At 63.8% G+C, this 24,747-nt stretch carries 22 protein-coding genes and 1 pseudogene; 10 read left to right on the top strand and 13 right to left on the bottom strand.

The annotated features are described in order from the left end of the window. Position 1: 1 nt before the first annotated feature. The 5 genes from KEC55_RS25070 (at position 2) to KEC55_RS25050 (ending at position 6,760) form a co-directional block, all read left to right on the top strand. Positions 2-2,227 (top strand): hypothetical protein, encoded by a 2,226-nt coding sequence (locus KEC55_RS25070; protein ID WP_282507823.1) that lies wholly within the window; start codon positions 2-4, stop codon positions 2,225-2,227. 417 nt (positions 2,228-2,644) lie between these two features. Next, on the top strand, positions 2,645-3,646 hold the full coding sequence (locus KEC55_RS25065) for a hypothetical protein (RefSeq protein WP_282507822.1): 1,002 nt from the start codon (positions 2,645-2,647) through the stop codon (positions 3,644-3,646). Continuing rightward, entirely contained in the window at positions 3,639-4,763 is a 1,125-nt protein-coding gene (locus tag KEC55_RS25060; protein ID WP_282507821.1) for a hypothetical protein, read from the top strand. The genes KEC55_RS25065 and KEC55_RS25060 overlap by 8 nt, the downstream gene beginning before the upstream one ends. Continuing rightward, on the top strand, positions 4,760-5,443 hold the full coding sequence (locus KEC55_RS25055) for a hypothetical protein (RefSeq protein WP_282507820.1): 684 nt from the start codon (positions 4,760-4,762) through the stop codon (positions 5,441-5,443). The genes KEC55_RS25060 and KEC55_RS25055 overlap by 4 nt, the downstream gene beginning before the upstream one ends. A 213-nt stretch (positions 5,444-5,656) precedes the next feature. Next, positions 5,657-6,760, top strand: a complete 1,104-nt coding sequence (locus KEC55_RS25050; protein WP_282507819.1) for a hypothetical protein — start codon at positions 5,657-5,659, stop codon at positions 6,758-6,760. A 463-nt stretch (positions 6,761-7,223) separates the two neighbouring features. Here the strand turns inward: KEC55_RS25050 and glmS are convergent, their stop codons facing one another. Next, positions 7,224-9,053: a glutamine--fructose-6-phosphate transaminase (isomerizing) gene (glmS, locus tag KEC55_RS25045; RefSeq protein ID WP_282507818.1), complete on the bottom strand. Its 1,830-nt coding sequence runs from the start codon at positions 9,051-9,053 to the stop codon at positions 7,224-7,226. Positions 9,054-9,209: 156 nt separating this feature from the next. Between glmS and KEC55_RS25040 the strand changes: the two genes are divergently transcribed. Continuing rightward, positions 9,210-9,701 (top strand): Lrp/AsnC family transcriptional regulator, encoded by a 492-nt coding sequence (locus tag KEC55_RS25040; RefSeq protein ID WP_175845666.1) that lies wholly within the window; start codon positions 9,210-9,212, stop codon positions 9,699-9,701. Positions 9,702-9,753: 52 nt separating this feature from the next. Here KEC55_RS25040 and panB read toward each other — a convergent pair whose 3' ends face one another. After that, the gene (gene panB, locus KEC55_RS25035) at positions 9,754-10,608 is read right to left on the bottom strand and encodes a 3-methyl-2-oxobutanoate hydroxymethyltransferase (protein WP_282507817.1); all 855 of its coding nucleotides are present in this window, start codon (positions 10,606-10,608) and stop codon (positions 9,754-9,756) included. A 77-nt stretch (positions 10,609-10,685) separates the two neighbouring features. Here panB and KEC55_RS25030 point away from each other — a divergent pair, with 77 nt between their 5' ends. Next, positions 10,686-11,504, top strand: coding sequence for an AraC family transcriptional regulator (locus tag KEC55_RS25030; protein ID WP_282507816.1), 819 nt, complete (start codon positions 10,686-10,688; stop codon positions 11,502-11,504). A gap of 13 nt (positions 11,505-11,517) precedes the next feature. Here KEC55_RS25030 and KEC55_RS25025 read toward each other — a convergent pair whose 3' ends face one another. After that, on the bottom strand, positions 11,518-12,051 hold the full coding sequence (locus KEC55_RS25025) for a methylated-DNA--[protein]-cysteine S-methyltransferase (RefSeq protein WP_282511422.1): 534 nt from the start codon (positions 12,049-12,051) through the stop codon (positions 11,518-11,520). Positions 12,052-12,141: 90 nt separating this feature from the next. After that, positions 12,142-12,300: pseudogene (locus tag KEC55_RS25020) on the bottom strand (hypothetical protein); the annotation flags it as partial. A 287-nt stretch (positions 12,301-12,587) separates the two neighbouring features. Between KEC55_RS25020 and KEC55_RS25015 the strand changes: the two are divergent. Continuing rightward, positions 12,588-13,880, top strand: a complete 1,293-nt coding sequence (locus KEC55_RS25015; protein ID WP_282507815.1) for an MFS transporter — start codon at positions 12,588-12,590, stop codon at positions 13,878-13,880. Between the two features lie 72 nt (positions 13,881-13,952). Here the strand turns inward: KEC55_RS25015 and KEC55_RS25010 are convergent, their stop codons facing one another. Further along, complete coding sequence (locus KEC55_RS25010) at positions 13,953-15,056, bottom strand: LacI family DNA-binding transcriptional regulator (protein WP_282507814.1); 1,104 nt, start codon at positions 15,054-15,056, stop codon at positions 13,953-13,955. Positions 15,057-15,127: 71 nt separating this feature from the next. Between KEC55_RS25010 and KEC55_RS25005 the strand changes: the two genes are divergently transcribed. Then, complete coding sequence (locus tag KEC55_RS25005) at positions 15,128-15,964, top strand: NAD-dependent epimerase/dehydratase family protein (RefSeq protein ID WP_176051716.1); 837 nt, start codon at positions 15,128-15,130, stop codon at positions 15,962-15,964. 28 nt (positions 15,965-15,992) lie between these two features. Here KEC55_RS25005 and KEC55_RS25000 read toward each other — a convergent pair whose 3' ends face one another. The 3 genes from KEC55_RS25000 to KEC55_RS24990 form a co-directional block, all read right to left on the bottom strand. After that, a complete protein-coding gene (locus KEC55_RS25000; protein WP_282507813.1) occupies positions 15,993-16,313 on the bottom strand; it encodes a DUF1330 domain-containing protein in 321 nt (106 codons plus the stop codon). Between the two features lie 129 nt (positions 16,314-16,442). After that, positions 16,443-17,141, bottom strand: coding sequence for a hypothetical protein (locus KEC55_RS24995; RefSeq protein WP_282507812.1), 699 nt, complete (start codon positions 17,139-17,141; stop codon positions 16,443-16,445). Positions 17,142-17,241: 100 nt separating this feature from the next. Next, positions 17,242-17,700, bottom strand: coding sequence for a MerR family transcriptional regulator (locus tag KEC55_RS24990; RefSeq protein ID WP_282507811.1), 459 nt, complete (start codon positions 17,698-17,700; stop codon positions 17,242-17,244). A gap of 77 nt (positions 17,701-17,777) precedes the next feature. Here KEC55_RS24990 and KEC55_RS24985 point away from each other — a divergent pair, with 77 nt between their 5' ends. Beyond that, on the top strand, positions 17,778-19,022 hold the full coding sequence (locus KEC55_RS24985) for an NADH:flavin oxidoreductase/NADH oxidase family protein (RefSeq protein WP_282507810.1): 1,245 nt from the start codon (positions 17,778-17,780) through the stop codon (positions 19,020-19,022). Between the two features lie 66 nt (positions 19,023-19,088). On the opposite strand, the gene KEC55_RS24980 is transcribed toward KEC55_RS24985, so the two are convergent. From KEC55_RS24980 to KEC55_RS24960, 5 genes are all read right to left on the bottom strand, one after another. Beyond that, on the bottom strand, positions 19,089-21,206 hold the full coding sequence (locus KEC55_RS24980) for a TonB-dependent receptor (RefSeq protein ID WP_282507809.1): 2,118 nt from the start codon (positions 21,204-21,206) through the stop codon (positions 19,089-19,091). Between the two features lie 40 nt (positions 21,207-21,246). Further along, positions 21,247-22,713: a PepSY-associated TM helix domain-containing protein gene (locus tag KEC55_RS24975; protein ID WP_282507808.1), complete on the bottom strand. Its 1,467-nt coding sequence runs from the start codon at positions 22,711-22,713 to the stop codon at positions 21,247-21,249. Positions 22,714-22,955: 242 nt separating this feature from the next. Continuing rightward, positions 22,956-23,441: a hypothetical protein gene (locus KEC55_RS24970; RefSeq protein WP_282507807.1), complete on the bottom strand. Its 486-nt coding sequence runs from the start codon at positions 23,439-23,441 to the stop codon at positions 22,956-22,958. A gap of 94 nt (positions 23,442-23,535) precedes the next feature. After that, positions 23,536-24,090 carry a hypothetical protein gene (locus tag KEC55_RS24965; RefSeq protein ID WP_282507806.1) on the bottom strand — a complete coding sequence of 185 codons (555 nt, stop codon included), beginning with the start codon at positions 24,088-24,090 and terminating at the stop codon, positions 23,536-23,538. Positions 24,091-24,163: 73 nt separating this feature from the next. Further along, positions 24,164-24,487, bottom strand: a complete 324-nt coding sequence (locus KEC55_RS24960) for a DNA-binding protein (protein WP_282507805.1) — start codon at positions 24,485-24,487, stop codon at positions 24,164-24,166. Between the last annotated feature and the right edge of the window lie 260 nt (positions 24,488-24,747).

The following is a 24,747-nucleotide window of genomic DNA, read 5'->3' as shown; positions in this document are numbered from 1 at the left end:
GATGGCAACTCGCAAGGGTTTCTTGGACACCGAGGGCGAAGAAAAGACGCTCAGCGCTCCGACGATGGCGCGGTCCCGTGGGCAGCTCGGTTCTGCTTACGCGCCCGGTGCCTTCTTCACCTTTGAGGGCGGTCTCGGCGCGTGCATTTCCTTGCCGGACTTCTCGGCAATGGTCGACGATGCTCCGATTCACGCGACCACGAAGGCACAAATCATTCTGCGACTTCAGGAGGTCTGGCAGAGTTGGTTTACGCGGTCTTACGCGGTGGGCGTCGGAAACCGGCAAATCGACCCCCGCCAGTGCTTGGATGAGGCGCTTCTCGGCGGCGCTACCGTTGTGCCTCTGGGCGCAGACCGGCTATCGTTCCTGAGCCCGCTACGCATGGGATATGCCCCGGCGCCGCTGACTTTCGTGTGCAACAAGTGCCGACTCTTCAGGCGCTTCGAATCAGCGCACGACTTGGCGCAGAACATCACCCGTCTACGCAAAACGCAGTGCACCGCGGCTGACGGGAAGGGCCTGTGCCAGTGGCGTCAACTGGACGTCATCTTCGTGCACTGGTCGGGCGAGTGGATGCCAGCGACTCCTGGTCGATGGGAGTGGGATGACCGCAAGAAGGACCTGCGGCTTTTCGGCGAAGAGTGCAGCGTATGTGGCAAAAGTGACTTCAAGCTGAATACCGATTCGCCGCGCATCGGTCAGTGGCACTTCTACTGCGCCAATCCGACCTGTGGGCATAAAGGTTCTGATGAGTGGCGGCAGAACGACGAGTTTACGACGGAGGTGTTCAGGGACACGGCCAACAAGCGCGTGAGCGAGCGTCGTATGGAGCCCATCTCGTACCGAGCCTCTTCCGCCTACTACGCTCAATCCGAGCAGTTCGTCCTGTTTTCGGAGTCCGAGCACCATTTGCTGGAGATGCTCGAACCGCAACGACAGTCGGAGCTCGCCGCATTTATCGGCAAGCAGTTTCGGTTTGAGGGCGGTGAACTAACCACTGACGAGATGAAAGCAGCGCTGCTGGCGGGCGGGAAAACCGGCGAGTGGGAGACATACGAAAACCTTTCGCGCATCTGTGACCTAGCCCGGGGAATGGGCGACAAGGGCCCACAGGAGATGGCTGAAAAGGAACTCAAGAAGCTCATCGACCGGTGGACTACAAGCGACCCTCCGCTCGTACCACCGCGTGTCGTCCTGCCGCCAGGAATCAACGCACAGCTGGCCGCTCGCAGTGAGTACACAAGCCGCTTCGACCCCTTCGTTCTGACAGTAGAGCATGAGGCACTCAACCGGGGCAAGCTCTCCGCTGTGCCTGACGGCGGTCGGGCTAAGTTCGTGCGCTTTAACCATCTCGACAACGACCTCGCACCCAAAGACGCCAGCGTTAAGGCAGAGCAGGAAGCGCAGACCCAGCATTTGATGACAAAGCTCGGCATCGCCGACCTGGGCCTGATTCGAGAGTTTGACCTGTGTCGCTTCACGCACGGCTATACGCGAGTTAGCGCGACGCCGACCTTGGAGAAGCGGAACCAATTGATGCCCGTGCGCTTGCGCCTGTTCGACCCGCTGCGTAACGGCAAACGACCCATCTACGTCGTAACGCAAGCCAACGAAGCGTTGTATGTGCGCCTCGACTCTCGCTCGGTTTACAGGTGGCTGCAGGCCGTCGGCGTCGTTGACCTGCCAGACTGGGACGAGAGCGGCACGGTCAAGCTGGGGGGAAAGATTGTGGAGGTCGCGCAGCCTTTTGGGCGGTACTTCTCGTTGCTCAAGGAGGATGATGCAGCTACCTATCGCTACGTCTACACCTTGCTCCATACCTACGCTCACTCCATGATGAAGAGCGTGGCTGAGCTCTCTGGTCTGGACCTGGGCTCGATGGGAGAGTATCTCTTTCCTTTGGACCTGGCGTTCGTCGTCTACCGAAACGGTACGACCATGGACCTCGGCAACCTTTCGTCGCTGTGGCGTAACGAGAACAACCGGTTTCTGTCTCGCTTGCTCGAGCCGTCCACGCATCGCTGCAATTCGGGCCGCCTCTGTGACACGGCCGGCGGGGCCTGCCCGGACTGCATTATGATTCCCGAGACATCATGTCTTGCACAGAACCAATTGCTGTCGCGCGCTGTTCTCAGAGGCGGCCCGCCTCCGCGTGAGGACGCAACGCACAGAGGCAATCGAATCCCCGGCTTTCTAGAGGTCGTCAATGAAGGAAATGCGGACTGAACTGCTGAGAGCCTTTGTGCGGCCCCCACTATCCGGCGAGCGGTAGTCTATGCGAGGAAACCGCTTGTAGCTCGCTGAATATGCCGACGGCTGTGTCTTCCATCTGCAGCGGTCTGAGTCTGGTGTAGGCGAACTACCGCGGTTGAGCGTTGATTGACTACCGGCCAAACTCACGGGCTGTTTATATGCAGTTCATTTCGCTTTTGCGGCTAATGGGATATTCTTAGAACTCGGTCTCTTTAAGGTTTCTGCTCGGTGGTGCTTGCGCTTGTAAGATTCACGGGGAACCTGCATGAGGCTGGATAGCAACGTCAATGTCTTCCTCCGGACGTAGGCTTGGATAATTGGCGTGACTTGCAGTTAGCGTATTTGGCTCAGTAGACGGTATGCCGGGCCAAAAAAAGGAGACCGGATTGAATGGCTGAGACGGCCAACATTGCCGCTATGGCAGAACGACTTTCGAATGAACTTTTCGCAGAGTTCTTCTGGAATATCACTGGCCCAATGAACAAAAATTGGAGCTGTGAAAAGAAGGAGTTGCACGACCTGGCTACCCACCCGTCAGACGTGGTCTTCTACTATGACGACCCGTACTCGCGGGACCGCGTCTATGTAAACTGCGACCTTAAAAGCTACGCTAAGTCTTCAATCACGGCTTCGGCAATTAAAGGTGCACTCGAGAGCTTGTCTAAACAGGTCTCGTGCGCAGAGGTGAGTGACGAGTGGCGGGAACTGTACATCCACCCAAACGTAACTCCCTCGATTTGTGGTCTACTGTTTGTATACAACCATGATGGTGAGTATGATAAAGACTTCAGGCAGCATCTGAAGGGTTTGAAGAATGCACAACTCGACTTGCCGAGGGGCTCGCGGCTCGTCGTTCTCGGGCCGGAGGACATCTTCTGGCTCGATAATGTCCGCTATGAAATCGTCCAGATGCGTGGTCGACGTACCGGCGGAGTTCCGCTGCCCGACCCCGCGCATTGTCGATACTTCTATCCCCAACTCGTCCGACGGAAAAATTTGGAGTTGGAGCATGCCAAGGCGGCGACGCTTGAGATGCTTACGTCGCGGCTCATCGTGCTCGAGTATGACCGCCCCGACCATCCCGAGCACCGAGGACTCGTGCTCTTCTATCGCGGTAAAGGCGAGTCAGCGGAGGAGTTTTCGTACCTGTTCGACTATCTGCGTAGCCTCCAATTGCTCAAAGAAGGCATCGATATCGAGATAAAGCTTCTCGATGCATCTCCTGTTGCGCAGCCGATGTTTCAAAAAGCGCAGCAAATGTACATCGATGGCCTTTCGGATGTATCGACTGGCTCGCCATTGGCGGTGAGAATCAAGCAGATTCAATACAAGCGGATGTCCCAAGTATTGACGCGCTTCTCGGACATTGAATTGGGGATGGACTATGCCTGATGATACGCAGTTCTATGCGACAGACAAGGATATATTCGACCTGCTTGCATGCGCAAAGCGTAGCTTAACGGAAGGGGTTCTCCGAGAAATTGCTCGCGAGCGTGGCATCTTTTTTTCGCCGCACGATACCCGCGAAGATTTGGTGGAAGCCATTTCAGAGTTGCCGTTCACGCTGAACGAACTTCGGGAGATTATGGGGCGGCGGGAGACTTCCCGGCGGGCTGAAAAGACTACTTCGGTTACGCTCGACGCGAATATTCCGATTGACGAGCTAAAGGCCGTCGTCCGTGAGTACAAGGACGAAGTTGGGGCCAGCGAGAGGGTTGTCTCCCACTCGAAGGGCACGGACGGCTTGGTAATGAACGTCGAGTACGACGACATGGATTATTCGCGGACGCGCCTAATCCAGCGTCAGCGCCAAGACGCAACTATTGAGTTCTTCCAGCAAGGCGGAAAGACCATCGTTCGCCTACCTGCGTCGGAAAAGTCGAAGCGCATTGTTGAGGACATCACCGGTCGCATCGAAAGTCGTCGCCGCACTCCCATAACGCGAGAGGCGATTGAGCTTGACGCCGACTTCACGGCGGATGAGCGCACCACGTTCTTTATACGCCTGATTTCCGAACTACCAGGCCATAGACTCTACGGAGTGACCAACTTAAAAATTGCCCCAAGTTTGCGCCCCGACGAGGACCTCGATGAAGACGACCTCGACGAAGACATCCGAGCGGAAGCAAGTGAGAAACTGCTAGTTATTGTACGGAGCATGGCTCTGAGCGGTGAGAATCTGATAGCTTCAAAGGAATACCTGTCGCTAAAGGAGCGAGGGTTCTACATCACGTCGATTACGTGGAAAACTCGGCAAACGACCATTCCCTATGACATCCCTCATCTACATGCCGAGTTTGAGGATGGCGAGAATGGCAAGAACTTTAAGTATTCCGTTAAGGGGGTGTACCGCTTCCAAGAAGGTGAGTACACAAAAACGGCTCGCCCTGTTGACGATGGTGAACGGGAAAGCCTCTATCAGCTCGTCGAATCCGCGGCCCGCACGATATTGCTCGACATGGGGGCAAAACGGACGCCAGTCGCCGCCACTGAGGTAACGGAGGAATGAGCCGCTATCGATGGTTGCAAGCCGATTGGCCGATGCCGGTCCGAACGCTTGCCAAGCAGATTCGACAACGCTCATTTTCGGATGATGAGTCGAGCGGTTTCATCTTGGATAGGGTGCGCGACGATTTCCTAGAGGCGCGGTACGTTGAGCGTTACGAGTACGAAGAGACCATCTCGGACCCGTTTGGTAAAGCGCTGACGTTTAATCGTCTGGAGTTTCACCAGACCTCTTTTCGGGCCGCACCGGAGTGGCCCGGATTAGAGCTCGTGGATGCTCCTCGGTCAACTCAGAGCCTTGTAAGCCAGCTCTTGGAGACTGCGGATTTTGCTCTCTCCATCGCTCCGTTGATGGTAGACGTGATGACTTGGGCGAATGTTTTTCAGGAGCATTTCGGCAGCCGCGTTGTCATTGATTCCATCCAATTGGGGGCGCTCCACATCGACAAAAGTGTCCGCGCGAAGGTGATGCTGAAAGGAGAGGAAGATGTGCGGTCTGCCTGCAAAGAGCTCATTGCAGGCAGGAAACACGTACTTGAAAAACTCCAGTTCCGTGTGGCGCGAGGGGATTTGCGCACCGCGGTGCTCATCGCAAACAATGCTGCTGTTCGGATTGACGGCAGCGACCTGCACGACGACGTTTTGGTGGCTTTGCGAAATAGCTTGCCGAAGCAAGCATGCTGACCCCGTACGGCATGTGATGCTCGATGTGTTCGATAACCGAAGCGGTCATTCATTGCTTGACTTCATGTCGCCAACTCGGTTTACGCAAGACCAATTTGCGGTTCGGTGGACAAAGGATACGGAGCCATAACTCAGGGTCTCTGGAAGGCGGGAGCCGAGGGAGCCTCGTAATGCGCGTGACAATCGGGACCGTCTCGTACGGGAGGGCGTGGCATGACGCTCTTAAAAAGAGTCTTCGGTTTCTTGGGGCGAAAACCTCGGAACGCACCTACGGCAGCACCCCGGCCGACGGCTACCGCGTCAGCGACCGCCAACGCTGCAGACACGGTGGTTGCTGAGTCGGCTCGTAAGCGTATCCGGCTTCCATCAAAAATTGACGACATGATGGATTTCGGTCTCGCGCATCACTCGCCCAACAAGCATTGGTCTGTCGGATATTGGGACCCGGGCCCCGATGCATCGCAGAAGCGACAAAGAACTGTGAGTCTTCGAGATAATTCAACCGGCGACATTGTGGCCAGGGTTGGTACCCTGGAACGCCCTTTTTCGGTTGACGTCTCGGACACGGGCGTTTTTGGGGTGAACGACGCGGGTCAGACTTCAGCGCTTTCCGCCAAGCTCATGATTTTCGACCCATCCGGAAAGCTGGTGTACCAGCGTGTGTACAACGCGAATCTGGCCGGCTTCAGCATTTCGCCGTGTGGGCAGTACGTCGCGAGTCAAACCTGCAATTCGGCCAACGAAGACAGCTTCATCCTCGAGATACACGACGTTGCGCAGCAGCGGGTGCTGGCCTCATGCACGCCGGTCGCGGGCTGGAGTTCGGAATACAGGTTTGAAACTGAGGACGGGGAGCTCAAGCGCGTCTTTGCGAAAATCCACGACCTTGGGTGGTTCGCATATTCTCCGGCCGGAGAATTTCTCGACGCAAAGAAATTCATGTCTGCCCGCCTAACCAAAGGCGACCCGTGGACGCGCATCCGGGCCGCAGGGGAGCTGGTCCAGACGGACGACTCCGACAAGGCACTTGGGCGGGCGTTCGGTGTTGTTGATGCAACGATTTCCGCCTTTCGGCGCGGGACGGACGACAGGTGGCTCGCGGGTGGCTATCGCCTTAAGGGCGAGCTGCTAGAAAAGATGAACAAGCCAACCGAGGCAATAGAGGCTTACCGTGCCGCCATTGGTCTAGATTCGAAAATTGGGGTCAAGAAACGGTTGGTGGCCATGGAAAAAGAGGCCTCGCACAAGCTATTGCTCGATATGGGAGCCGAGCCACGCGCGGAAAGCGCCTCTCGGTCGGGCAGACCGAAACCCTGAGGACCTTCATCGCGCGGTCATCTGGCGTGTGGACAGATGGCGTATGTTTGGCCACCTCACGCTTGCGTTTCGGCGACCAGTTACCTTGTCGCGTGTTTTTGAGGCTGCCCTGATAATAGGGTGCGACCATAGAAGCTTCAAGTAGTTACTAATTATCCGACAGGAATTGCTTGTCTAGATAGCCGGATGTGCGCTCTTTCTTGTGTTCGATTTTGCACAGCAAATATCGCTTGCCGGAGTGCAGAAGTGTCCCCCCGGGAGAAATTGACACAATTCTTGAGCGCCGAGGAGGGGGCAACAGATCCAAATTTTTCGAAAAATCCTACTGACATGTAATAGTGGCCCCTGCTCGGTCGGGTGGTCATCTCCGCGAAAATAGCCTCCCCTATAGGGATGCTTTTAACCGAGGCTGAGGGACACTTTCATTTCTCGCGAACACATACCGGCTGAAAACGCCCCCCCCTCACTCCACCGTCACCGACTTCGCCAGATTCCGCGGCTTATCGATATCCGTCCCCCGCGCCAACGCCGCGTGATACGCCAGCAACTGCATCGGCACCGTATGCAAAATGGGCGACAGCGGCCCGTAGTACTCGTTGAGCCGAATCACCTCGATCCCCTCGCTCGGCACGAGCCCACAGTCCACATCCGCGAACACGAACAGCCGACCATTCCGCGCGCTGACCTCATGCATGTTCGACCGCAGCTTTTCGAGCAGCATGTCATTCGGCGCAACCGCGATCACCGGCATCTCGTTGCTGACGAGCGCCAGCGGCCCATGCTTCAGTTCACCGGCCGGATAAGCCTCCGCGTGAATATAGGAAATCTCCTTCATCTTCAGCGCGCCTTCGAGCGCGATCGGATAATGCATTCCACGCCCGAGAAACAGCATGTTGTCGCGTCGCGCGAGCAATTCCGACCACGCCATGATTTGCGGTTCCAGTGCGAGCACTTTCGACATCGCATCGGGCAGGTGCCGCAGCGCGCGCAGATGCGCCTTTTCCTCGTCGTCGCTCAAGCGCCCGCGCACTTGCGCGAGTGACAACGTCAGCAGGAACAACGCCACAAGCTGCGTCGTGAACGCTTTCGTCGAAGCCACCCCGATCTCGATCCCCGCACGCGTGACGAACTGCAGCGCACATTCACGCATCAGCGCACTCGTCGCGACGTTGCAGATCGCGAGCGTATGCGTCATCCCGCTCTTCTTCGCGACATGCACCGCGCCGAGCACATCGGCTGTTTCACCGCTCTGCGACACCGCGACAACCAGCGTGCGCGGATTCGGCACGCTGTCGCGATAACGGAACTCGCTGGCAATTTCCACGCTCGCGGGCAGCTTCGCGATGCTCTCGATCCAGTACTTCGCGGTCAAGGCCGCGTGATAACTGCCGCCGCACGCGAGCAGCAGCACCGAATCGACGTCGTTGAACACGCGCCACGCGCCGTCGCCGAACAGCTCGGGCATGATCGACGAAACATCGAGCAGCGTATCGGCCACGGCCTGCGGCTGCTCGAAGATCTCCTTCTGCATGTAGTAGCGGTACGACCCGAGATCGGCCGCGCCGCTATGCGCGGCGACGCGTTGCACCGCGCGCTCGACGCGCTGGCCGGCAGCATCGACGATCCAGTAGCGATGCAGTTGAATGTCGGCGACATCGCCGTTCTCCAGATACGCGATGCGATCGGTGATGCCCGACAGCGCGATCGCATCGGACGCCAGGAAATTCTCGCCTTCGCCGACACCGACGACGAGCGGCATCCCGTCGCGCGCACCGACGATACGGTGCGGCTCGTCGCGGCACATCACCGCGATCGCATAGCTGCCGCGCAGTCGTGCAACCGCGCGCCGGACCGCGTCGAACAGATCGCCGTCGTACAGGTGGTCGATCAGATGCGCGATCGCTTCGCTGTCGGTCTGGCTGGCGAACACATAGCCATGTGCCTGCAGCTCCGCACGCAGCTGATCGCAGTTCTCGATGATCCCGTTATGTGACAGCGCGATGCGTGCATTGGCGTCACTCGGCGAGAAGTGCGGATGTGCGTTGAGCGTAACGGGTGCACCGTGCGTGGCCCAGCGCGTATGCGCGATGCCCGTGTAACCCGACAACGCATGTTCGGCGATCTCGCGCTGCAGGTTGGCTACCCGATCGACGCTGCGGGCGCGCGCCAGCGCACGGTCGCGGTAGACCACGACGCCGCACGAATCGTAGCCGCGGTATTCGAGCCGCTTCAGGCCGTCGACCAGGTTCGGCAGGATGTCCCGCTGGGCGACCGCCCCGACAATTCCACACATATCGCGCTCCGTAAATGTCCCGTCTGGGCCAGTGAGAGCGATAGTAGAACCAGTGAAATGGAATTAAATTTCAAAAAGCAAGAAAAAGTGAAATGAACGGTAGATCGTCTATCATGTTGAAATTAAATTTCACTCCATGACCGGAAGGAGCCGCCGATGGCCGGCATCACCCTCGACGATCTCGACCTGCGCATCCTCGCGATCCTGCAGGACGACGCGTCGGTGTCGAACCTGGAACTGGCCGAGCGCGCGCTGTCGTCGCCGCCTACCTGCATGCGCCGCGTGCGGCGGCTGACGGAAGCCGGCGTGATTCGTCGGCAGGTCGCGGTGCTCGACCCTGTCGCGATCGGTACGGCCGTCACCGCGCTGATCGAGATCAGCCTCGATCGCCAGACGGCGGAAGACTACGATGCGTTCGAAACCTACGTCTGTGCGGAGCCGGCCGTCACGCAGTGCTACCGCGTGTCGCCGGGGCCCGATTTCGTCGTGGTGGCCGATCTGGCCGACGTCGCCGAATACGATGAATTCGCACGGCGGCTGTTCACGGGTGCATCAAACGTCCGCAACGTGCGGACGTTCTTCTCGACGCATCGCGCGAAATTCGAAGCGAATGCGCGGGTCGCGCATGCGATGCGCAAGCGCGCGTGACGTGACCGCTTCGTTCGCCACGCATCACGCATCACGCATCACGCATCAAACATCACGCAGCCGCGGCTGCATCCGCGAGTTGCAGCGGCTTGCCGTACCCGAAGCAATGCGCGGGCTCCGGAAACACGCGCTGCCTCACGTCGTGCGCGTACTGGCGGATCGCGTCGCGCATCACTGCATTCGCATCGGCATAGCGCTTCACGAAGCGCGGCGTGTACGCATCGAACGCGCCGATCATGTCCTCGGTCACGAGCACTTGCCCGTCGCATGCCGGCGACGCGCCGATGCCGATCGTCGGGATCGTCAGCGTTTCGGTCAGATGGCGCGCGAGGGCTTCCGCCGTGCCTTCGATCACCACGCTGAACGCGCCGGCCCGCTCGGCCGCGCACGCGGCGTCGAACACCTGCGCGGCCGAACGCGAGTCCATGCCCTGCGCGCGAAAGCCGCCCGTCGCGTTGGCCTGCTGCGGCATGAGGCCGACATGCGACATCACCGGAATGCCGCGCTCGGTCAGGAAGCGGATCGTGTCGGCCATCTCGCTGCCGCCTTCGAGTTTCACGGCCTGCGCGCCGGTTTCGGCGAGCAGCCGCGCGGCGGAGCGATAGGCCTGCGCAGGCGATTCCTGGTAGGTCGAGAACGGCAGGTCGACGACGACGCACGCCTGCGCGGCGCCGCGCACGACGGCCGCACCGTGTGCAATCATCATGTCGAGCGTGACGCGCAACGTATCGGGCATCCCGTACAGCACCATGCCGACGGAGTCGCCGACGATGATCACGTCGGCCACTTCGTCGACGAGCTTCGCCATCGGCGCGGAATACGCGGTCAGCGACACGAGGCTGCCGATGCCTTTGGTCGAACGGATCGCGGTGACGGTCTTGCGGGTGGTGCGGGTGTGAGCGCTCATGAACGGAAGCCGTGTGAAAGAAGAGCCGCCACGGTAGCATCGCGCTCGTTCGTGCAATGACCTTCGGAGGACGTCTTATGTTGCTGGCGGGACAATCGGGTGACCCTTACGCGGTGCCGCCGATGGCGCGCCTGCCGAGGCCGCTGTACGTGCGGGCGTTCGGGATCCCCGGCAACGTGAGCGTCGATGCGCACAGTCATCCGTGGGCCCAGCTGATGTATGCGACGAGCGGCGTGCTCGAGGTGTCGACGCCGTCGGGCCGGCAATTGCTGCCACCGCACTATGCGATGTGGATTCCGCCGCACGTGCCGCATGCGGTGTCGACGCGCGATTGCGTCGCGTTCCACAGCCTGTATCTCGACGCGGCGATCGCGCGCGACGACGTGAACGACGACTGCACGATCCTCTGCATGACGCCGCTGCTGCGCGAGCTGGTGATCGCGACGGGCGAGTTGCCGGTGAATTACGACGAGACGGGGCCGGACGGCGCGCTCGTGTGCCTGATCGCCGACCGGATCGCACGCATGGAGCCGGCGCCGCTGACGGTGCCGCTACCGCGCGATCCGCGGCTGCTGAAAATCGCGCGTGCGTTGCATGCCGCGCCGGGCGATACGCGCAGTCTCGACGAATGGGGCCATCAGGTCGGCGCGACGCGGCGCACGCTGTCGCGGCTGTTCCGGCAGGACACGGGGCTGTCGTTCACCGAATGGCGGCAGGCCGTGCGGCTGCTCGCGTCGTTGCCACTGCTCGATGCGGGCGAGCCGATCGGCACGGTGGCCGCGCAACTGGGCTACGACTCGACGTCGTCGTTCATCGCGCTGTTCCAGGCGAAGTTCCGCGTGACGCCCGGCGCGTATGCGAAGCGTGAAGCGCGCCGGCCCGTGTTGAGCGCGTGACGCGCGCCGTTGATCAGAACGCGAGCGCCTGCTGCACCGGGTGGTGGATGCCGCGCGAGAACTCGGCGCCTTCGAGCGACAGCAGCGCGCGCTTGCGGTCGATGCCGCCCGCATAGCCGGTCAGGCTGCCCGACGCGCCGACCACGCGATGGCACGGCACGATGATCGATACCGGATTGCGGCCGACCGCGCCGCCGACGGCGCGTGCGCCGCTCATCGGCAGCCCGACGCGTTCCGTGATGTCGCCGTACGACACGAGTTCGCCGAACGGAATCGCGAGCAGTTCCTTCCACACGCGTTGCTGAAACGCCGTGCCGCGCAGGTGGATCGGCACCGAGAACGTGTCGCGCGTGCCGGTGAAGTACTCGGCGATTTCTTCCGCGACCGTGCGTGCGATTGGCGACATCGCGTGCGCGTCCGCTTCGGTCACGATCGCCACCGCCGGAAAGTATTTCTGGCCGACGAAGTACGGGCCCGTCAGCGCATCGTCCTCGATGCGCACGGCGATGTCGCCCAGCGGGCTCGGAATCAGGTGAGCGGGAGTCATCGCGCTACATCTCCATGAAGGCGCCACACATGCAATGCGGCATACGCGCGCCACGGCGGTCGGGTAGAAGCTGAAGTTCCGCGCGTTCGGCGGCTTCGCCGGGCAGACGGGGCGGCAATACACGCCCGTCGTAACCCGCCGTCGAGCGGCGGTTCCGCGAAAGCAGGGCGTCGCAGCAGGTGTCGGGATCGAGGCGCATGCCGCGACTGTAAACCATCCCCGCGATCGATTCTGGCTGGAATCGGACATGTGGTTCGGCGGCCACCCTCCCGTGCGCGTGTCGGGAAAATCCGGGAAAAACGGTTAATGCCAATCCGCGAAACAGTCGTCTCTTTTGCCGCGGCCAATTTGAGATGACTCATCGAAATCCCCGAATGACAGGGCGCCGGCAGACGCCCTATCCTTTGAAAAACGTTTTCCGGATTGGTTGGTGAAAGGGCCTGTGCGACAGCGCGCGGGCCGTTCGCCCCGGCGCCGGTCGCCGGTCAACGAACACAGTGCGGCGCGACGGGCGCGGCCGCGCATCGGAGACATTCATGCAATCTGCCGTCGTCGGCGCCGTGCGCGCAGCCGCCAGCCGCTACCGCTGGACCGTGTGTGCGCTGCTGTTTTTCGCGACCGTGATCAACTACATGGACCGGCAGATCCTCGGCCTGCTCGCGCCGATGCTCCAGCACGACATCGGCTGGAGCCAGGTGCAGTACGGCCGCATCGTGATGGCGTTTTCCGCGTTCTATGCGCTCGGCCTGCTCGGCTTCGGGCGGATCGTCGACTGGCTCGGCACGCGCGTGTCGTACGCGGTGGCGATGCTGGTGTGGAGCATCGCCGCGATGCTGCACGCGGCGGTCGGCTCGGTGACGGGCTTCGCGTTCGTGCGCGCGCTGCTCGGGATCGGCGAGGGCGGCAACTTCCCGGCCGCGATCAAGACGACGGCCGAATGGTTTCCGCGCCGCGAGCGCGCGCTGGCTACCGGCATCTTCAACTCGGGCGCGAACATCGGCGCGGTGTTCGCCCCGGCGATCATCCCGGCGATCGCGGTGGCCTACGGCTGGCGCGCGGCGTTCGTGATCATCGGCGCGATCGGCCTCGTGTGGCTCGTGGTGTGGCTCGTGCTCTATCGCCAGGCCGACACGCGTGCGCTCGCCGCGGAGTACGACGAGCCGCGCGACGAAGCCGAAGCGCTCGATGCCGCGAATGCGAACGCCGGTGCGCCGCGCTGGGGCGAACTGATCCGCAAGCGCGAAACGTGGGCGTTCCTGATCGGCAAGTTCCTGACCGATCCGGTGTGGTGGTTCTATCTGTTCTGGCTGCCGAAGTGGCTCAACGAGTCGCGCGGGATGGACATGCAGCACATCGGCCTGCCGCTCGTCTGCATCTACGCGCTGACGACGGTCGGCAGCATCGGTGGCGGCTGGCTGTCGTCGGTGTTGCTGCGCGCGGGCTGGAGCGTGAACGGCGCGCGCAAGACGGCGATGCTGATCTGCGCATGCTGCGTGCTGCCGATCGCGTTCGTGTCGCAGGTGCAGAGCCTGTGGCCCGCGGTGCTGATCGTCGGCCTCGCCGCCGCCGCGCACCAGGGCTGGTCGGCGAACCTGTTCACGACGGCGTCCGACCTGTTCCCGCGCCGTGCGGTCGCGTCGGTGGTCGGTATCGGCGGGATGGCCGGCTCGATCGGCGGCGTGCTGTTCTCGGAAGTGATCGGCCAGGTGCTGCAGCGCACGGGCCACTACTGGGTGCTGTTCGCGATCGGCGCGTCGGCCTACCTGATCGCGCTGGCCGTGATGCACGTGCTCACGCCGAAGATGAAGCCCGCGAAACTCGACGCCTGATTGCGTCCCGGCAAACGAACGCGCCGCCCGAGGGCGGCGTGTTTTCTTTTGGCGTTCGGGAAGGGCGTGTGGTCAGCCGGCCGATGCCGTCGACGCGCGCATGATCAAGCGCGGCTCGAACGTCGAATAACTCGCATCGGTGCGTCCCGCGAGCGCGTCGATCAGCTTTTGCATCGCGAGCTCGCCCATGTTCTCGCTCTGGATGTCGACGGTCGTCAGCGCGGGCGCCGCGTATGCGCCGTACGGCACGTTGTCGATGCCCGCGACCGACACGTCCTGCGGCAGCCGGAAGCCGAGCGACGCGGCTTCCTTCATGAAGCCGAGCGCGATCAGGTCGTTGTAGCAGATCACGGCCTGCGGGCGCTGCGGCCCGAGCATCACGCGCGAGCACGCGCGTTCGCCGGCTTCGGCGGTCGGCGCATGCGCGTCGTGCACGTCGAGCGTGAGCCCCGCTTCGGCGAGGCAGTCGCGCGCGCCCTGGATCCGCTCGTCGTTCACGCGCGCGGTGCCGAAGCCGAGATAGGCGATGCGCGTATGGCCGAGATTGAGCAGGTGACGCGCGAGCATGTAGGTCGACAGCCGGTTGTCGATGCCGACGCTCGGAATCGGCAGACCGGGGCTGCGACGCAGCAGCACGAGCGGCTTGTTGAGGTCGAGCATCCAGCCGGCTTCGTCGTCGGGCATCCGCGTGCTGACGATCAGCCCGTCGACGCGCTGCGCGAGCGCCTCGATCAGCGAGCGTTCGCGCGCCTGACTCTCTTCCGTATCGACGAGCAGCAGCGTGTAGTCGTGCTGCAGCGCGACGCGGTTCGCGCCTTTCACCACGTTCGTGAAGTGCGGGTTGCTGATGTCGAGGATCACGAGACCGATCGTGCGCGTGCGGCCGGTGATCATCGAGCGCGCGAGCGGGTTCGAACGGTAGCCGAGCCGGTCGATGGCCTCCTTGAGCCGCGCCTCGACGGTCGGCGAGAAGCGCTGCGTGCCGTTCACGTACTTCGATACCGTCGCGACCGACACGCCGGCTTCCGCGGCCACGTCGCGGATCGTCGGGGAAACTTTTTTCATCGGAAGGGTAACGTTTTCGTTCGATAACGCCGGATTGTGGCAGAAAAAGCCGGCCCGCGGCCACTGGCCGATATCGGGAAAGTGCGGATGGCTGCGAACAGGTTCGACCATTGACGTTCGGCCGCGCCACCGCGTATAGTTGGAAAACGTTTTCCGATTTTGGTCAGATTCAAGGAGATTCGATGAACGCCTCATCCACCGCGGCGCGCAAACCGTTCGGGCGCCTGCTGCTGACGGGCGCGGCCGGCAACCTCGGCCGCCAGTTGCGCGGCGCGCTCGCCGACTGGGCCGACGTCGTGCGCGTCAGCGACATCGCGGCGCTGGACGACGCGGCCGCGCATGAAGAAATCCGCGTGGTCGACCTGGCCGATCGCCCGGCCGTGATGGCGCTCGTCGAAGGCGTGGACGCGATCGTCCACCTCGGCGGCATTTCGGTCGACGCGCCGTTCGACGATCTGGTCGGCGCGAACATCACCGGCACGTACAACCTGTACGAAGCCGCGCGCAAGCATGGCGTGAAGCGCGTCGTGTTCGCGAGCTCGAACCATGCGATCGGTTTCCATCCGGTCACGGAAGTGCTCGACGCCGATTCGCCGTTGCGCCCCGACAGCCTGTACGGCGTGACGAAGTGCTTTGGCGAATCGCTGTCGCGCTATTACTTCGACCGCTTCGGGATCGAGACGGTGTGCCTGCGGATCGGCTCGTCGTTCGAAGTGCCGAAGAATCCGCGCATGCTGGTCACGTTCCTCAGCTATCGCGATTTCATCGAGCTCGTGCGTTGCTCGCTGCTGACGAATCGCGTCGGGCACGCGATCGTCTACGGCGCGTCGGACAACCCGGTGAAGTGGTGGGACAACACGAAGGCCGGCTTCCTCGGCTTCCGTCCGCGCGACAGCTCCGAGCAGTTCGCCGAGCTGTTCCCGGTGACGGCGCCGACCGCCGAGTACGACGATCCCGCGCAGCGGTTCCAGGGCGGCGGCTTCGTCGTCGGTGAGCCGATGGAGCGGAAGGCGTCGTAAGCATCGCACGCATCGCCGGCGGAGCGATTCAGCGCAGGATGTCGGTCGCCTTGTGCCGTTCGTCGACGCCGTCGATCAGGATCAGCGGGCCGCTCGCGTGTCGTGCACGCAGCGGCTGGATCTGCCCGTACGCATCCGATTCGTACCAGGCGCGCGCCGTGTCGAGATCGGGAAACGCGATCGCGATCAGGTCGCCGCGCCACATGCCTTCGCGCACCTCCGGCCGCGCGCCGTGAATCACGAAATGGCCGTCATACGGCGCGAGCGTGCCGTCGATGCGTTCGAGGTATTCGACGATGTCGTCGCACAGGTCGACGTCGTGCAGGTGGGCGATGGCATAGGCGGTCATGGCGGGCTCCGTGGCGTTGCGGTTCGTGAGTCGATGGAGCCATGATCGCGGCGCGGGCGGCGCGCGTCGATTACCTGCGACGTAAGCAAATCCCGACAGCCGCGCCGCATTGCTGCCGGGCCGCCGCCGTCAATGCTTGTTGCGGCACGCCGGATCGCTGTCGTGCCGCTCGCTCGATTCGCACCAGTAGCTCGGCCGCCACGCTTCGAACGAAACGGCCTTGGCCGCATTGGCGCGCGTGACGCGTACCGGGTCGGCCTTCAGCGCATCGCCCTCCTGCTCGTAGTTGAATTGCCAGTTCCGGAACACTTCGCGATGGAACACCCACGTGCGGTGCGCGACGTCATAGCGAAACGTCACGCGGTCGCGCCAGTGGTTGTGGCCCGCGAATACGCCCTGCTCGACGGTGAACGTGCGAGGCTCGACCGTGAGCGCGTTCTCGGCGACGCCGTCGAGATACGGATCGCCCATGCCGCCTTCGTCGGCTTTCATGATCACGGTGTCGTTGCGAGCGGCCAGTTGGTAGCGTCCGTTCGCGCTCTGCAGGAAGATCAGCAGCGGGCGCAGCGACGGTGTGCTCATCGAATCGCCGGGCTGATGCGCGACGACGACATAACCGTTGCGTATACCGTCGGTCAGGCGCCCCGACGCGGCATCCAGCGCTTCGTAGCCGGCGGGCAACTGCGCGACGATGTCGTCCGGCAGGGCGGACGTGTCCGGGCAACGGATCGACGAATGCGTGTCGTCGCAGGTCGAGGCGAAGGCATTGCCGATGCCGAACGTCAGCAGCGCGGCGACGAGAAATCCTCTGATACGGGGGATCGTCATGCGGATAGGGTCATGAGGGTGCGCAGCGGAAGCCGATGCGCTTGCATCGGCTCGTCTCGCCGCAGCTCGGGTTGATCGATGGGTGACGCGGTGCAATCCGTCACGCGCGCTTGCGTGCCGGCCGCACGACGGGCGCCGATTCGAGCGGCTGGCTGGCCTGCTCGCAGAGGCGGTCGAGCATCCGTTGCGCGGCGCCCGCGCAATCCTCGCCTTCGGGCTTGTTCTCGATCTCGTCGATCAGTGTCTCCAACTGCTGCCGGTTCTGCACGAGCCGCTGTTCGAGCAGTGCGATCTCGTCGACCTTGTGCCGCAGCGCGACCAGCAGTTCGTCGCGCGGCCACGCGCCGAGATCGGGCGGCAGCACCGCGCGGATTTCGTCGAGCGCGAAGCCCGCGCGCTGCGCGCGGTCGATGATCGCGAGCCGCGTCAACGCTTCCGACCCGTATTCCCGATAGCCGTTGGCCTGGCGGCGGGCCGGTTCGAGCAGCCCGCTCGCTTCGTAAAAACGGATGCGCGACGCCGCGAGGCCGCTCGCCTTCGCCAGTTCGCCGATTTTCATGGTGTGCTCCAAAAGGGCTTGACCTTAAAGTTGACTTTAAAGTTATCGTTGGGCATCGTCAACCGAGGATGTCCACCATGAATCTGTTTGCGCCGCTGACACTGCCCAACGGGGCGGTGATTCCGAACCGTCTGGCCAAGGCCGCGATGGAAGAGAACATGGCCGATGCGGACCACGCACCGTCCGACGCATTGCTGCGCCTGTACCAAGCGTGGGCCGACGGCCAGGCCGGCCTGATCCTGACCGGCAACGTGATGGTGGACGGCCGCGCGATGACGGGGCCGAACGGCGTCGTGCTCGAGAGCGACACGCATCTCGACCGCTTCCGCCGCTGGGCGCAGATCGCGCGCTCGGGCGGCGCGCACGTGTGGATGCAGATCAATCATCCGGGGCGCCAGATGCAGGCCGCGCTCGGCCAGACGACGCTCGCGCCGTCGGCCGTGCCGCTCGCGCTCGGCGCGCTGTCGAAGCAGTTCCCGGTGCCGAAGGAAATGACGGAAGCCGATATCCGCGACGTGCAGCAGCGCTTCGTGCGCGCCGCGCAGCTCGCGGAGCGAAGCGGCTTCACCGGCGTGCAGGTTCACGCGGCGCACGGCTATCTGCTGAGCCAGTTCCTGTCGCCGCTGACGAACCGCCGGCAGGACCAGTGGGGCGGCAGCATCGAGAATCGCGCGCGCCTGCTGCTCGATATCGTGAAGGCCGTGCGCGCGACGGTGTCGCCGGAGTTCGTCGTTGCAGTGAAGCTGAACTCGGCCGATTTCCAGCGCGGCGGCTTCAGCGCGGACGACGCGAAGCGCGTGGTCGAACTGCTGAATCCGCTTGACGTCGATCTCGTCGAGCTGTCGGGCGGCAGCTATGAAGTGCCGGCGATGCAGGGCGAGGCGCGAGACGGGCGCACGTTGGCCCGTGAAGCGTATTTCCTCGAGTTCGCGCGCGACATCACGGCCGTCGCGAAGATGCCGCTGATGGTCACGGGCGGGATCCGGCGCCGTGCGGTTGCCGAGCAGGTGGTGAACAGCGGCGTGGCGATGGTCGGCATCGCGACCGCGCTGTCGATCGATCCGAACCTGCCGCGCGACTGGCGCGCGGGCAAGGACAGCGCGCCGGTGCTGCAGCCGATCCGGTGGAAGAACAAGGCGCTGGGCGCGCTGGCCAACATGGCCGTCGTCAAGTTCCAGCTCACGCGGCTCAGCGAAGGGCGGCGCACGCACCCGCAGGTGTCGCCGCTGCGCGCACTGGTGCGGCAGCAACTGGCCGCGCAGTGCCAGACGCGGCGCTACCGGAAGTGGATGGCGGGGCGGGCGGCGGGCACGCGCGCGTAATGTGCGCGTGCGTGCCTGCGGCGGCGCGGCCGGAGACTGACCGGCCGCGCCGCCGTGCAAGTACCGTCAGAACCGGTAGTTCGCCAGCACCTCGAACCGCCGGTCGTTGCCGAGCAGGTACTGCGTCTCGTTGTAGTACGCGGACTGCACGTAGCGGCGGTTGAACACGTTGTACGCACGCGCGGTGATCGTCGTGTCCTTGCGCGGCTTCCACGCGAGACCGAGGTCGACGGTCGTGTACGACGGCATTACGAGCTGGTTCGCGGTATCGGCGAAGCGCTTGCCGACGTACTTGACGCCCGCGATGCCCGTCCAGTCAGGCGCGAAGCGCCAGCTCACCCACAGGTTCGCGAGCCGCTGCGGCACCGACACCGGCACATTGCCCGCGCGCGACACCGTCGTGCCGCCGGACGACTGCTGGAAATCGTCGTACTTCGCGCGCAGGATCGACACGTTCGCGTCGACCCGCCAGTCCTTCGCGATCTCCGCGCCGACCGTCGCCTCGAGCCCGCGCGACGACTGCTGGCCGACCTGGATCGACTGGTTCGGGTTCACCGGATCGGCCGTCAACAGGTTGCTCTTCACGATCCGGTACGCGGCGAGCGTCCATTCCGCCTTGCCGTCGAGGAACGACTGCTTCACGCCGATCTCGATCTGCTTGCCGGTCGCGAGCGTGAAGTTCGCCTTCGACGCATTCAGCGACAGCAGCGAGCTGACCGGATCGGCCGACACCGAGTACTGGCCATACACGGCGAGACCGGGCCGCACGTCGTACACGGTGCCGATGCGCCAGCCGGTATTCGCGAACACCTTCGTGAACGCGCCGCCGTTGACGAGATCGTCGCGGTTCACGCTTGCGTGGTCGTAGCGCAGCCCGCCGATCACCGACCAGCGCGACGTGATCTCGAGCCGGTTCTCCGCGAACAGCGCGTACTGGTTCGACTGGCTGCGGTACTTCGGATACGTGCCGGCCGTGTTGATGAAACTGCCCAGGTCGAAGTTGAACGGATCGACCGTCGACGTGCCCGAATACGGCGAGTTGTTGTCGTGCTGGAACGTCGTGTGGTTGAACTCGAAGCCGGTCGAGAACGTGTTGCGCATGCCGAGCAGCGCGCTGCTCACGGTGGCCGTCGTCACGTTGCCGTACTGTTCCTGGTCGTGGAAGATTTCCGTGTAGCTGCTGCGCCGGACCTGCGCGCTCGACGGCAGGTACGTGTAGTACTCGGCGTCCTTCCAGTGACGGTTGCTCTTCATCCGGTACAGCGTGGTCGTCACGTTCAGGCTGTCGCTCGGCTGCCAGTTCGCCGACACGGTGGCCCAGCTGTCGCGGAACGCGATGTCGCTGTCACCGACGTTGTAGTTCTTCTTGTCGAGCGCGCGATCGCGCGCGCCGTTCACGAGCGGCACACCGAAATACTGCATCGGGTGCATGAAGCCCTGCGCATACGACGCCGTCACGTACAGGTCGGGCGTTACATCGTAGCGCAGCGCGCCGGAGACTGACAGGTTGCGCGAATCGCCGCGGTCGACCCAGTTCGACGAGCGGTTGCCGCTGATGTCGAAGCGGTACGACAGCTTGTCGTTGATCGCACCGCCGCTGCCGAACGCGGCGCGCGCCGTGCCCTCGGTGCCGCCGCCGACCTGCAGCTCGTTGCGGATCGGCGTGCGTGTCGGCTTCTTCGGCACGATGTTGACGATGCCGCCGATCGCACCTTCGCCGTAGATCACCGAAGCCGGGCCGCGCAGCACGTCGATATGGTCGACCGACCACGTGTCGAACGGGAACGTGACACCGATCGCGCCGTACGGGCGCACGCCGTCATAGAGCTGCGTGACCGACGACGCACCGACGAAGCCGCGCGCGGCGAGCTCCGAGTTGCCGTTGCCGGGGTGCGGCGACGCGCTGATGCCGGCGGCGCGGCTCACTGCGTCGATGATCGAATTGTCGCCGCGCGTGTCGAGCGTCTTGCGATCGATCTGCTCGACGCTCGCGGGCGTTTCGAGCGACGACAGGCCGAGATGGCTGCCGGTATCGAGCGGTTGCGTGAGCGCGGGCGCTTTCTGCGCGTCGACGCGGATCGGGGCGAGCGTGGTGCCCGTGCTGTCGATACCGCTTTCCTGTGCCTGCCCGGCGGGAGAGAAGGCCGCGAGAACGGCGGCGGGCAGCATCAATCTGAACTTCATTGTTTCGGTTTCCTTTGAATGGGGGAAGCGCTTGCGTCGATCACGCAGCGGTACGCGTCGCGCGGCCGAACAGCAGCCGGTCGACGAGCCAGACCGCGACGATCGTGATTCCCATCAACGGGAAGACGATACCGAGCAGCACGAGTCCGGTGACCCAGCCGCGCATCGGCGGCGTGCCGCGTTCGCGCGAGGGTGCGCCCAGCTTTCCGGCCGGGCGGCGCTTCCACCACATCACGGTGCCCGTGACGGCCATTGCGGCCAGCCCGAGCGACAACACCGCGCAAATGATCTGGTTCGCGAGCCCGAAGTAGCGGCCCATGTGCAGCGACGTGCCGTACGACACGGCCCGCGATACGGCGCCGTAGTCGTCATAGCGGATGTCCTTGAGCACGGCGCCGCTGTACTGGTCGATGTAGATCGTGCGTTCCGCCTTCGGGTCGGCGGGGAAGTACGACGCGGTGAACACGCCGTCCGCGCCGGATGGCAGCGCGAGCGTGTAGCCGCTCGTCACGCCGAGGCCGGCGACGATCGCGATCGCGCGGGCCAGCGGCAGCGGCGCGGGCGTCGGCGCTGACGGCGAATGCGGAACGGGTACGTTGCCGACCGCCCACGGCGTTTGCGGCAACGGCAGGTCGTCCATCACCATCTCCGGCATCGAGTCGTCCGAATCGTGATGATGGCCCGATGGTGCGGCGGTTTGCGCGGGCGCATGCTCGGGCGTTGTTACCGCGCCCGGGCGCGTCGAGCGCACCGATGAGCCGCCCCATGCGCCTTCCGGCGCGCCGAGGTTCACGGTCGCCGCGAGCGCCTTGAAGTTCTTGCCCCACGAGCCCGACCACGGCAGCCCCGACAGGATGAATGCGACGGTGCCAGCCGCGAGCCAGATGCCGGCCGTCGCGTGGACGCTTTTCAGCGGCCGGCCGCGCAGCGACAGGTCGGGCCGCAGTGCGCGCCCGACGCGCGTGGTGCCGCGTGGCCACCACAGCGCGATGCCGGTGCCGATCATCACGAAGGTCCAGCAGGCGGCGAGCTCCATCAGCAGCTCGCCCGTCTTGCCGAGCAGCAGCTTGCGATGCAGCATCCGGGCGACCTGCATGAAGCGGTTCTCCACGCTCAGCGTGCCGAGCACGCTGCCGTCGTACGGGTTCACGTACACGCTCTCGCGGCTACCGTCGCGCAGCCGGAATACGTATTCGGCGCTGCGGTCGGGCGCGGTGGACACCTGCGCGGACACCGGCGTTGCGCCGGCCGGCATCGCGGTGCGTGCGCGCGCGAGCAGCGTGTCGGCGTCGAGCCGCGGCGTGGCCTGCGGCTCGACGACCAGCCGGTGTGGGTACAGCAGCGGCTCGATCTGCGGCTGGAAGCAGTAAAGCGTGCCCGTGATCGCGAGGATCACGAGAAACGGCATCACGAACAGGCCGGCATAGAAGTGCCAGCGCCAGAGCGTCCGGTAACCGGCGCTTGCGGAATGGGTGGGCGAGATTGCCCGATCGACGGTGGTCGACATGGTGTCAGCTCCTCGTGTTCGTCGAGCGGCAGGACCGGCGCGGGCCGGCCGCCGTCAACGCGCGTCGCACCCGCGTGCGCGCATCGACGCAACGGGCGGCACGGCGTCGTGCGCAAACGGTGCGCGACGCGGCGTCGCCCGCGCGATGCGGGCATGCGGATGAACGCTTGAATCAGGTCGTGTGAAACGAACGGCGTGAACGCGCATGCACATCGACGTGCATGCGCCACAGGGCGGAACGTTCAGCAGAACAGAGGAGGCGCGCGAGAAGGCGGGCGATCGTCGAATATCGATCGCACGAAAGGAAGACTGTCGAAGTGAACGCGGAACCGTCGCGGCGCCGCGGCGGGAAACAGCAGCACCAGCAGCACGAACGACGCGAGCGCGGTGAACAGCGCGGCACCGAATGCGCACAGACTGTCGCCGTTGCCGGAGGACGCCGTCTTGCCGGCATGCGCGTCATGCTTGAGCGCATCGACGAGCGCCAGCGCATCGTTGGCCGGCGTGATCGGCGTGCTCGCATCGAAGCGGGCGGCCAGTGCGGCGCCCGCGACGATCAGCGGGCCGCGGCCCGAACACAGCACCACCGAGCCCGCATCCGGACCGTCCGGATCGAGCATCACGGCGCCCGACATCAGCGCGCGGGACAGCAGCGTCACGAGGAGGAAACCCCACAACAGCTGTCGCGCGACGCCTGGCCGAAGCAGGAAGTGGCGAAGTGCGTTCATGGCGCGCGATTGTACATCCGTTTGCGCGCACGGACTGGCGTGCGGCGCTGATGGGCGGGATCAGACGCCGCGTAGCCGGAAGTGGAACGCGGGGCTATTGCGGGCCGACTGATCCCGGGGCCGGCGCGACGTTCGCGGGGCCGTACGACCAGGTGCCGTCGGCCAGCGCGGTCAGCACGTTGCCCGTGCGCCCGTCGTACAGATGCCACTGCTCGTCGGCCGGGTCGTCGCCGTACGGCCAGGTCGTCAGCCTGCCGCCGAGGTCGAAGTCGAAGGCCCACGCACCCGGCTGGGTGCGCGGCGCGACCGATCTCAGGAACTGTCCGTCGAGCTGCAGCGCGGCGGCCGCGATGTCGCCGGCGCGCGATTCGCTATGCGCGAGTTCACGGCCGTCGAACGCGATCGACCAGTGGCAGTAGCAGATCCACAGGTGTCCGTCGCCGGCGACGCTCACGTGCCGCGACGCCAGCCTGTCGCGCGCCGAGGCGGACAGGCCGGACGCGCCGACGCGCGGCTCGCGGACATGCAGCGCGGGTTGTCCGAACTCGAACGTGAGGAAGCTGCCCTGACCTTTCGTCACGGACCAGGCCGGCGTATCGCAGATGGCCGGCCAGATCCGGTCGAAGTCGGCCGCGTTCACGAGGGGCATGTCGATGGACGGAACCCGGCGCGGCCGTGCCTGCCGCGATGGCCGTCCGTGGCAGCCGATGCGGTGTGCCGGTTCAAGCCGGATAGGCGTCGTCGACCTTCAGGTTCGCGAGCCGGAACAGCGTGCGCAGCGTCTGCGGATGAATGTCGCGGTGCGATGCAAGCGACGTCAGCATGAAGTCGAGCACTTTGGCGTAGCGAAGCAGCACGAGGCAACGTGCGAGGTCGGGTGTACGGCCGCGCATGTCTTCGGCGAGGTTGACCATTTGCGTCGACAGCGTGCGCGCCATCTCGAGTTCCATCTGCTGTTTTTCGGTCCAGTCGGGCAGCGGCTGTTCGAGCACCTTCGCGAGAAAGAGCTGGAATGACGTATCGGACGAGTTGGGCAGCGCATCCATGAAGAGCCTCGTGCGTGTGCGGATCGTTCGGGCGAATCCGTGGACGCGCCCGTGGGTGGATGTGTGTCCGCGCTTTGATCGGCGCGGTGTTCACCCGAACGGAATGCAGGTTCCGTACCAGCGTCGCGGGACGATTGTTGAGTAATGTTGAGCCGTGATAACGCGACGTCGGCGAGTCCCGCCGGTACTGGATCGAGGCGGCGCTCGAGGAAGGCATCCATACGCGCGGCGCGATGTGTGCCGCGCACGCAAAACGGATC

This window comes from Burkholderia cepacia (assembly GCF_029962485.1).
Classification (GTDB): domain Bacteria; phylum Pseudomonadota; class Gammaproteobacteria; order Burkholderiales; family Burkholderiaceae; genus Burkholderia.
The sequence above is the reverse complement of the archived record's forward strand: the minus strand, read 5'-3'. Positions and strand labels throughout refer to the sequence as shown.

Bases quoted from the DNA above. Each gene is read 5' to 3' on its own strand.
- KEC55_RS25060 (WP_282507821.1), top strand. From the start codon at position 3,639: ATGCCTGATGATACGCAGTTCTATGCGACAGACAAGGATATATTCGAC.
- KEC55_RS25030 (WP_282507816.1), top strand. From the start codon at position 10,686: ATGTTGCTGGCGGGACAATCGGGTGACCCTTACGCGGTGCCGCCGATG.
- KEC55_RS24985 (WP_282507810.1), top strand. From the start codon at position 17,778: ATGAATCTGTTTGCGCCGCTGACACTGCCCAACGGGGCGGTGATTCCG.
- KEC55_RS24980 (WP_282507809.1), bottom strand. From the start codon at position 21,206: ATGAAGTTCAGATTGATGCTGCCCGCCGCCGTTCTCGCGGCCTTCTCT.
- KEC55_RS25050 (WP_282507819.1), top strand. From the start codon at position 5,657: ATGACGCTCTTAAAAAGAGTCTTCGGTTTCTTGGGGCGAAAACCTCGG.
- KEC55_RS25040 (WP_175845666.1), top strand. From the start codon at position 9,210: ATGGCCGGCATCACCCTCGACGATCTCGACCTGCGCATCCTCGCGATC.
- KEC55_RS25070 (WP_282507823.1), top strand. From the start codon at position 2: ATGGCAACTCGCAAGGGTTTCTTGGACACCGAGGGCGAAGAAAAGACG.
- KEC55_RS24975 (WP_282507808.1), bottom strand. From the start codon at position 22,713: ATGTCGACCACCGTCGATCGGGCAATCTCGCCCACCCATTCCGCAAGC.
- KEC55_RS25065 (WP_282507822.1), top strand. From the start codon at position 2,645: ATGGCTGAGACGGCCAACATTGCCGCTATGGCAGAACGACTTTCGAAT.
- KEC55_RS24960 (WP_282507805.1), bottom strand. From the start codon at position 24,487: ATGGATGCGCTGCCCAACTCGTCCGATACGTCATTCCAGCTCTTTCTC.
- KEC55_RS25000 (WP_282507813.1), bottom strand. From the start codon at position 16,313: ATGACCGCCTATGCCATCGCCCACCTGCACGACGTCGACCTGTGCGAC.
- KEC55_RS24990 (WP_282507811.1), bottom strand. From the start codon at position 17,700: ATGAAAATCGGCGAACTGGCGAAGGCGAGCGGCCTCGCGGCGTCGCGC.
- KEC55_RS25005 (WP_176051716.1), top strand. From the start codon at position 15,128: ATGAACGCCTCATCCACCGCGGCGCGCAAACCGTTCGGGCGCCTGCTG.
- KEC55_RS25010 (WP_282507814.1), bottom strand. From the start codon at position 15,056: ATGGTCGAACCTGTTCGCAGCCATCCGCACTTTCCCGATATCGGCCAG.
- KEC55_RS24995 (WP_282507812.1), bottom strand. From the start codon at position 17,141: ATGACGATCCCCCGTATCAGAGGATTTCTCGTCGCCGCGCTGCTGACG.
- KEC55_RS24970 (WP_282507807.1), bottom strand. From the start codon at position 23,441: ATGAACGCACTTCGCCACTTCCTGCTTCGGCCAGGCGTCGCGCGACAG.
- panB (WP_282507817.1), bottom strand. From the start codon at position 10,608: ATGAGCGCTCACACCCGCACCACCCGCAAGACCGTCACCGCGATCCGT.
- KEC55_RS24965 (WP_282507806.1), bottom strand. From the start codon at position 24,090: ATGCCCCTCGTGAACGCGGCCGACTTCGACCGGATCTGGCCGGCCATC.
- glmS (WP_282507818.1), bottom strand. From the start codon at position 9,053: ATGTGTGGAATTGTCGGGGCGGTCGCCCAGCGGGACATCCTGCCGAAC.
- KEC55_RS25055 (WP_282507820.1), top strand. From the start codon at position 4,760: ATGAGCCGCTATCGATGGTTGCAAGCCGATTGGCCGATGCCGGTCCGA.
- KEC55_RS25025 (WP_282511422.1), bottom strand. From the start codon at position 12,051: ATGACTCCCGCTCACCTGATTCCGAGCCCGCTGGGCGACATCGCCGTG.
- KEC55_RS25015 (WP_282507815.1), top strand. From the start codon at position 12,588: ATGCAATCTGCCGTCGTCGGCGCCGTGCGCGCAGCCGCCAGCCGCTAC.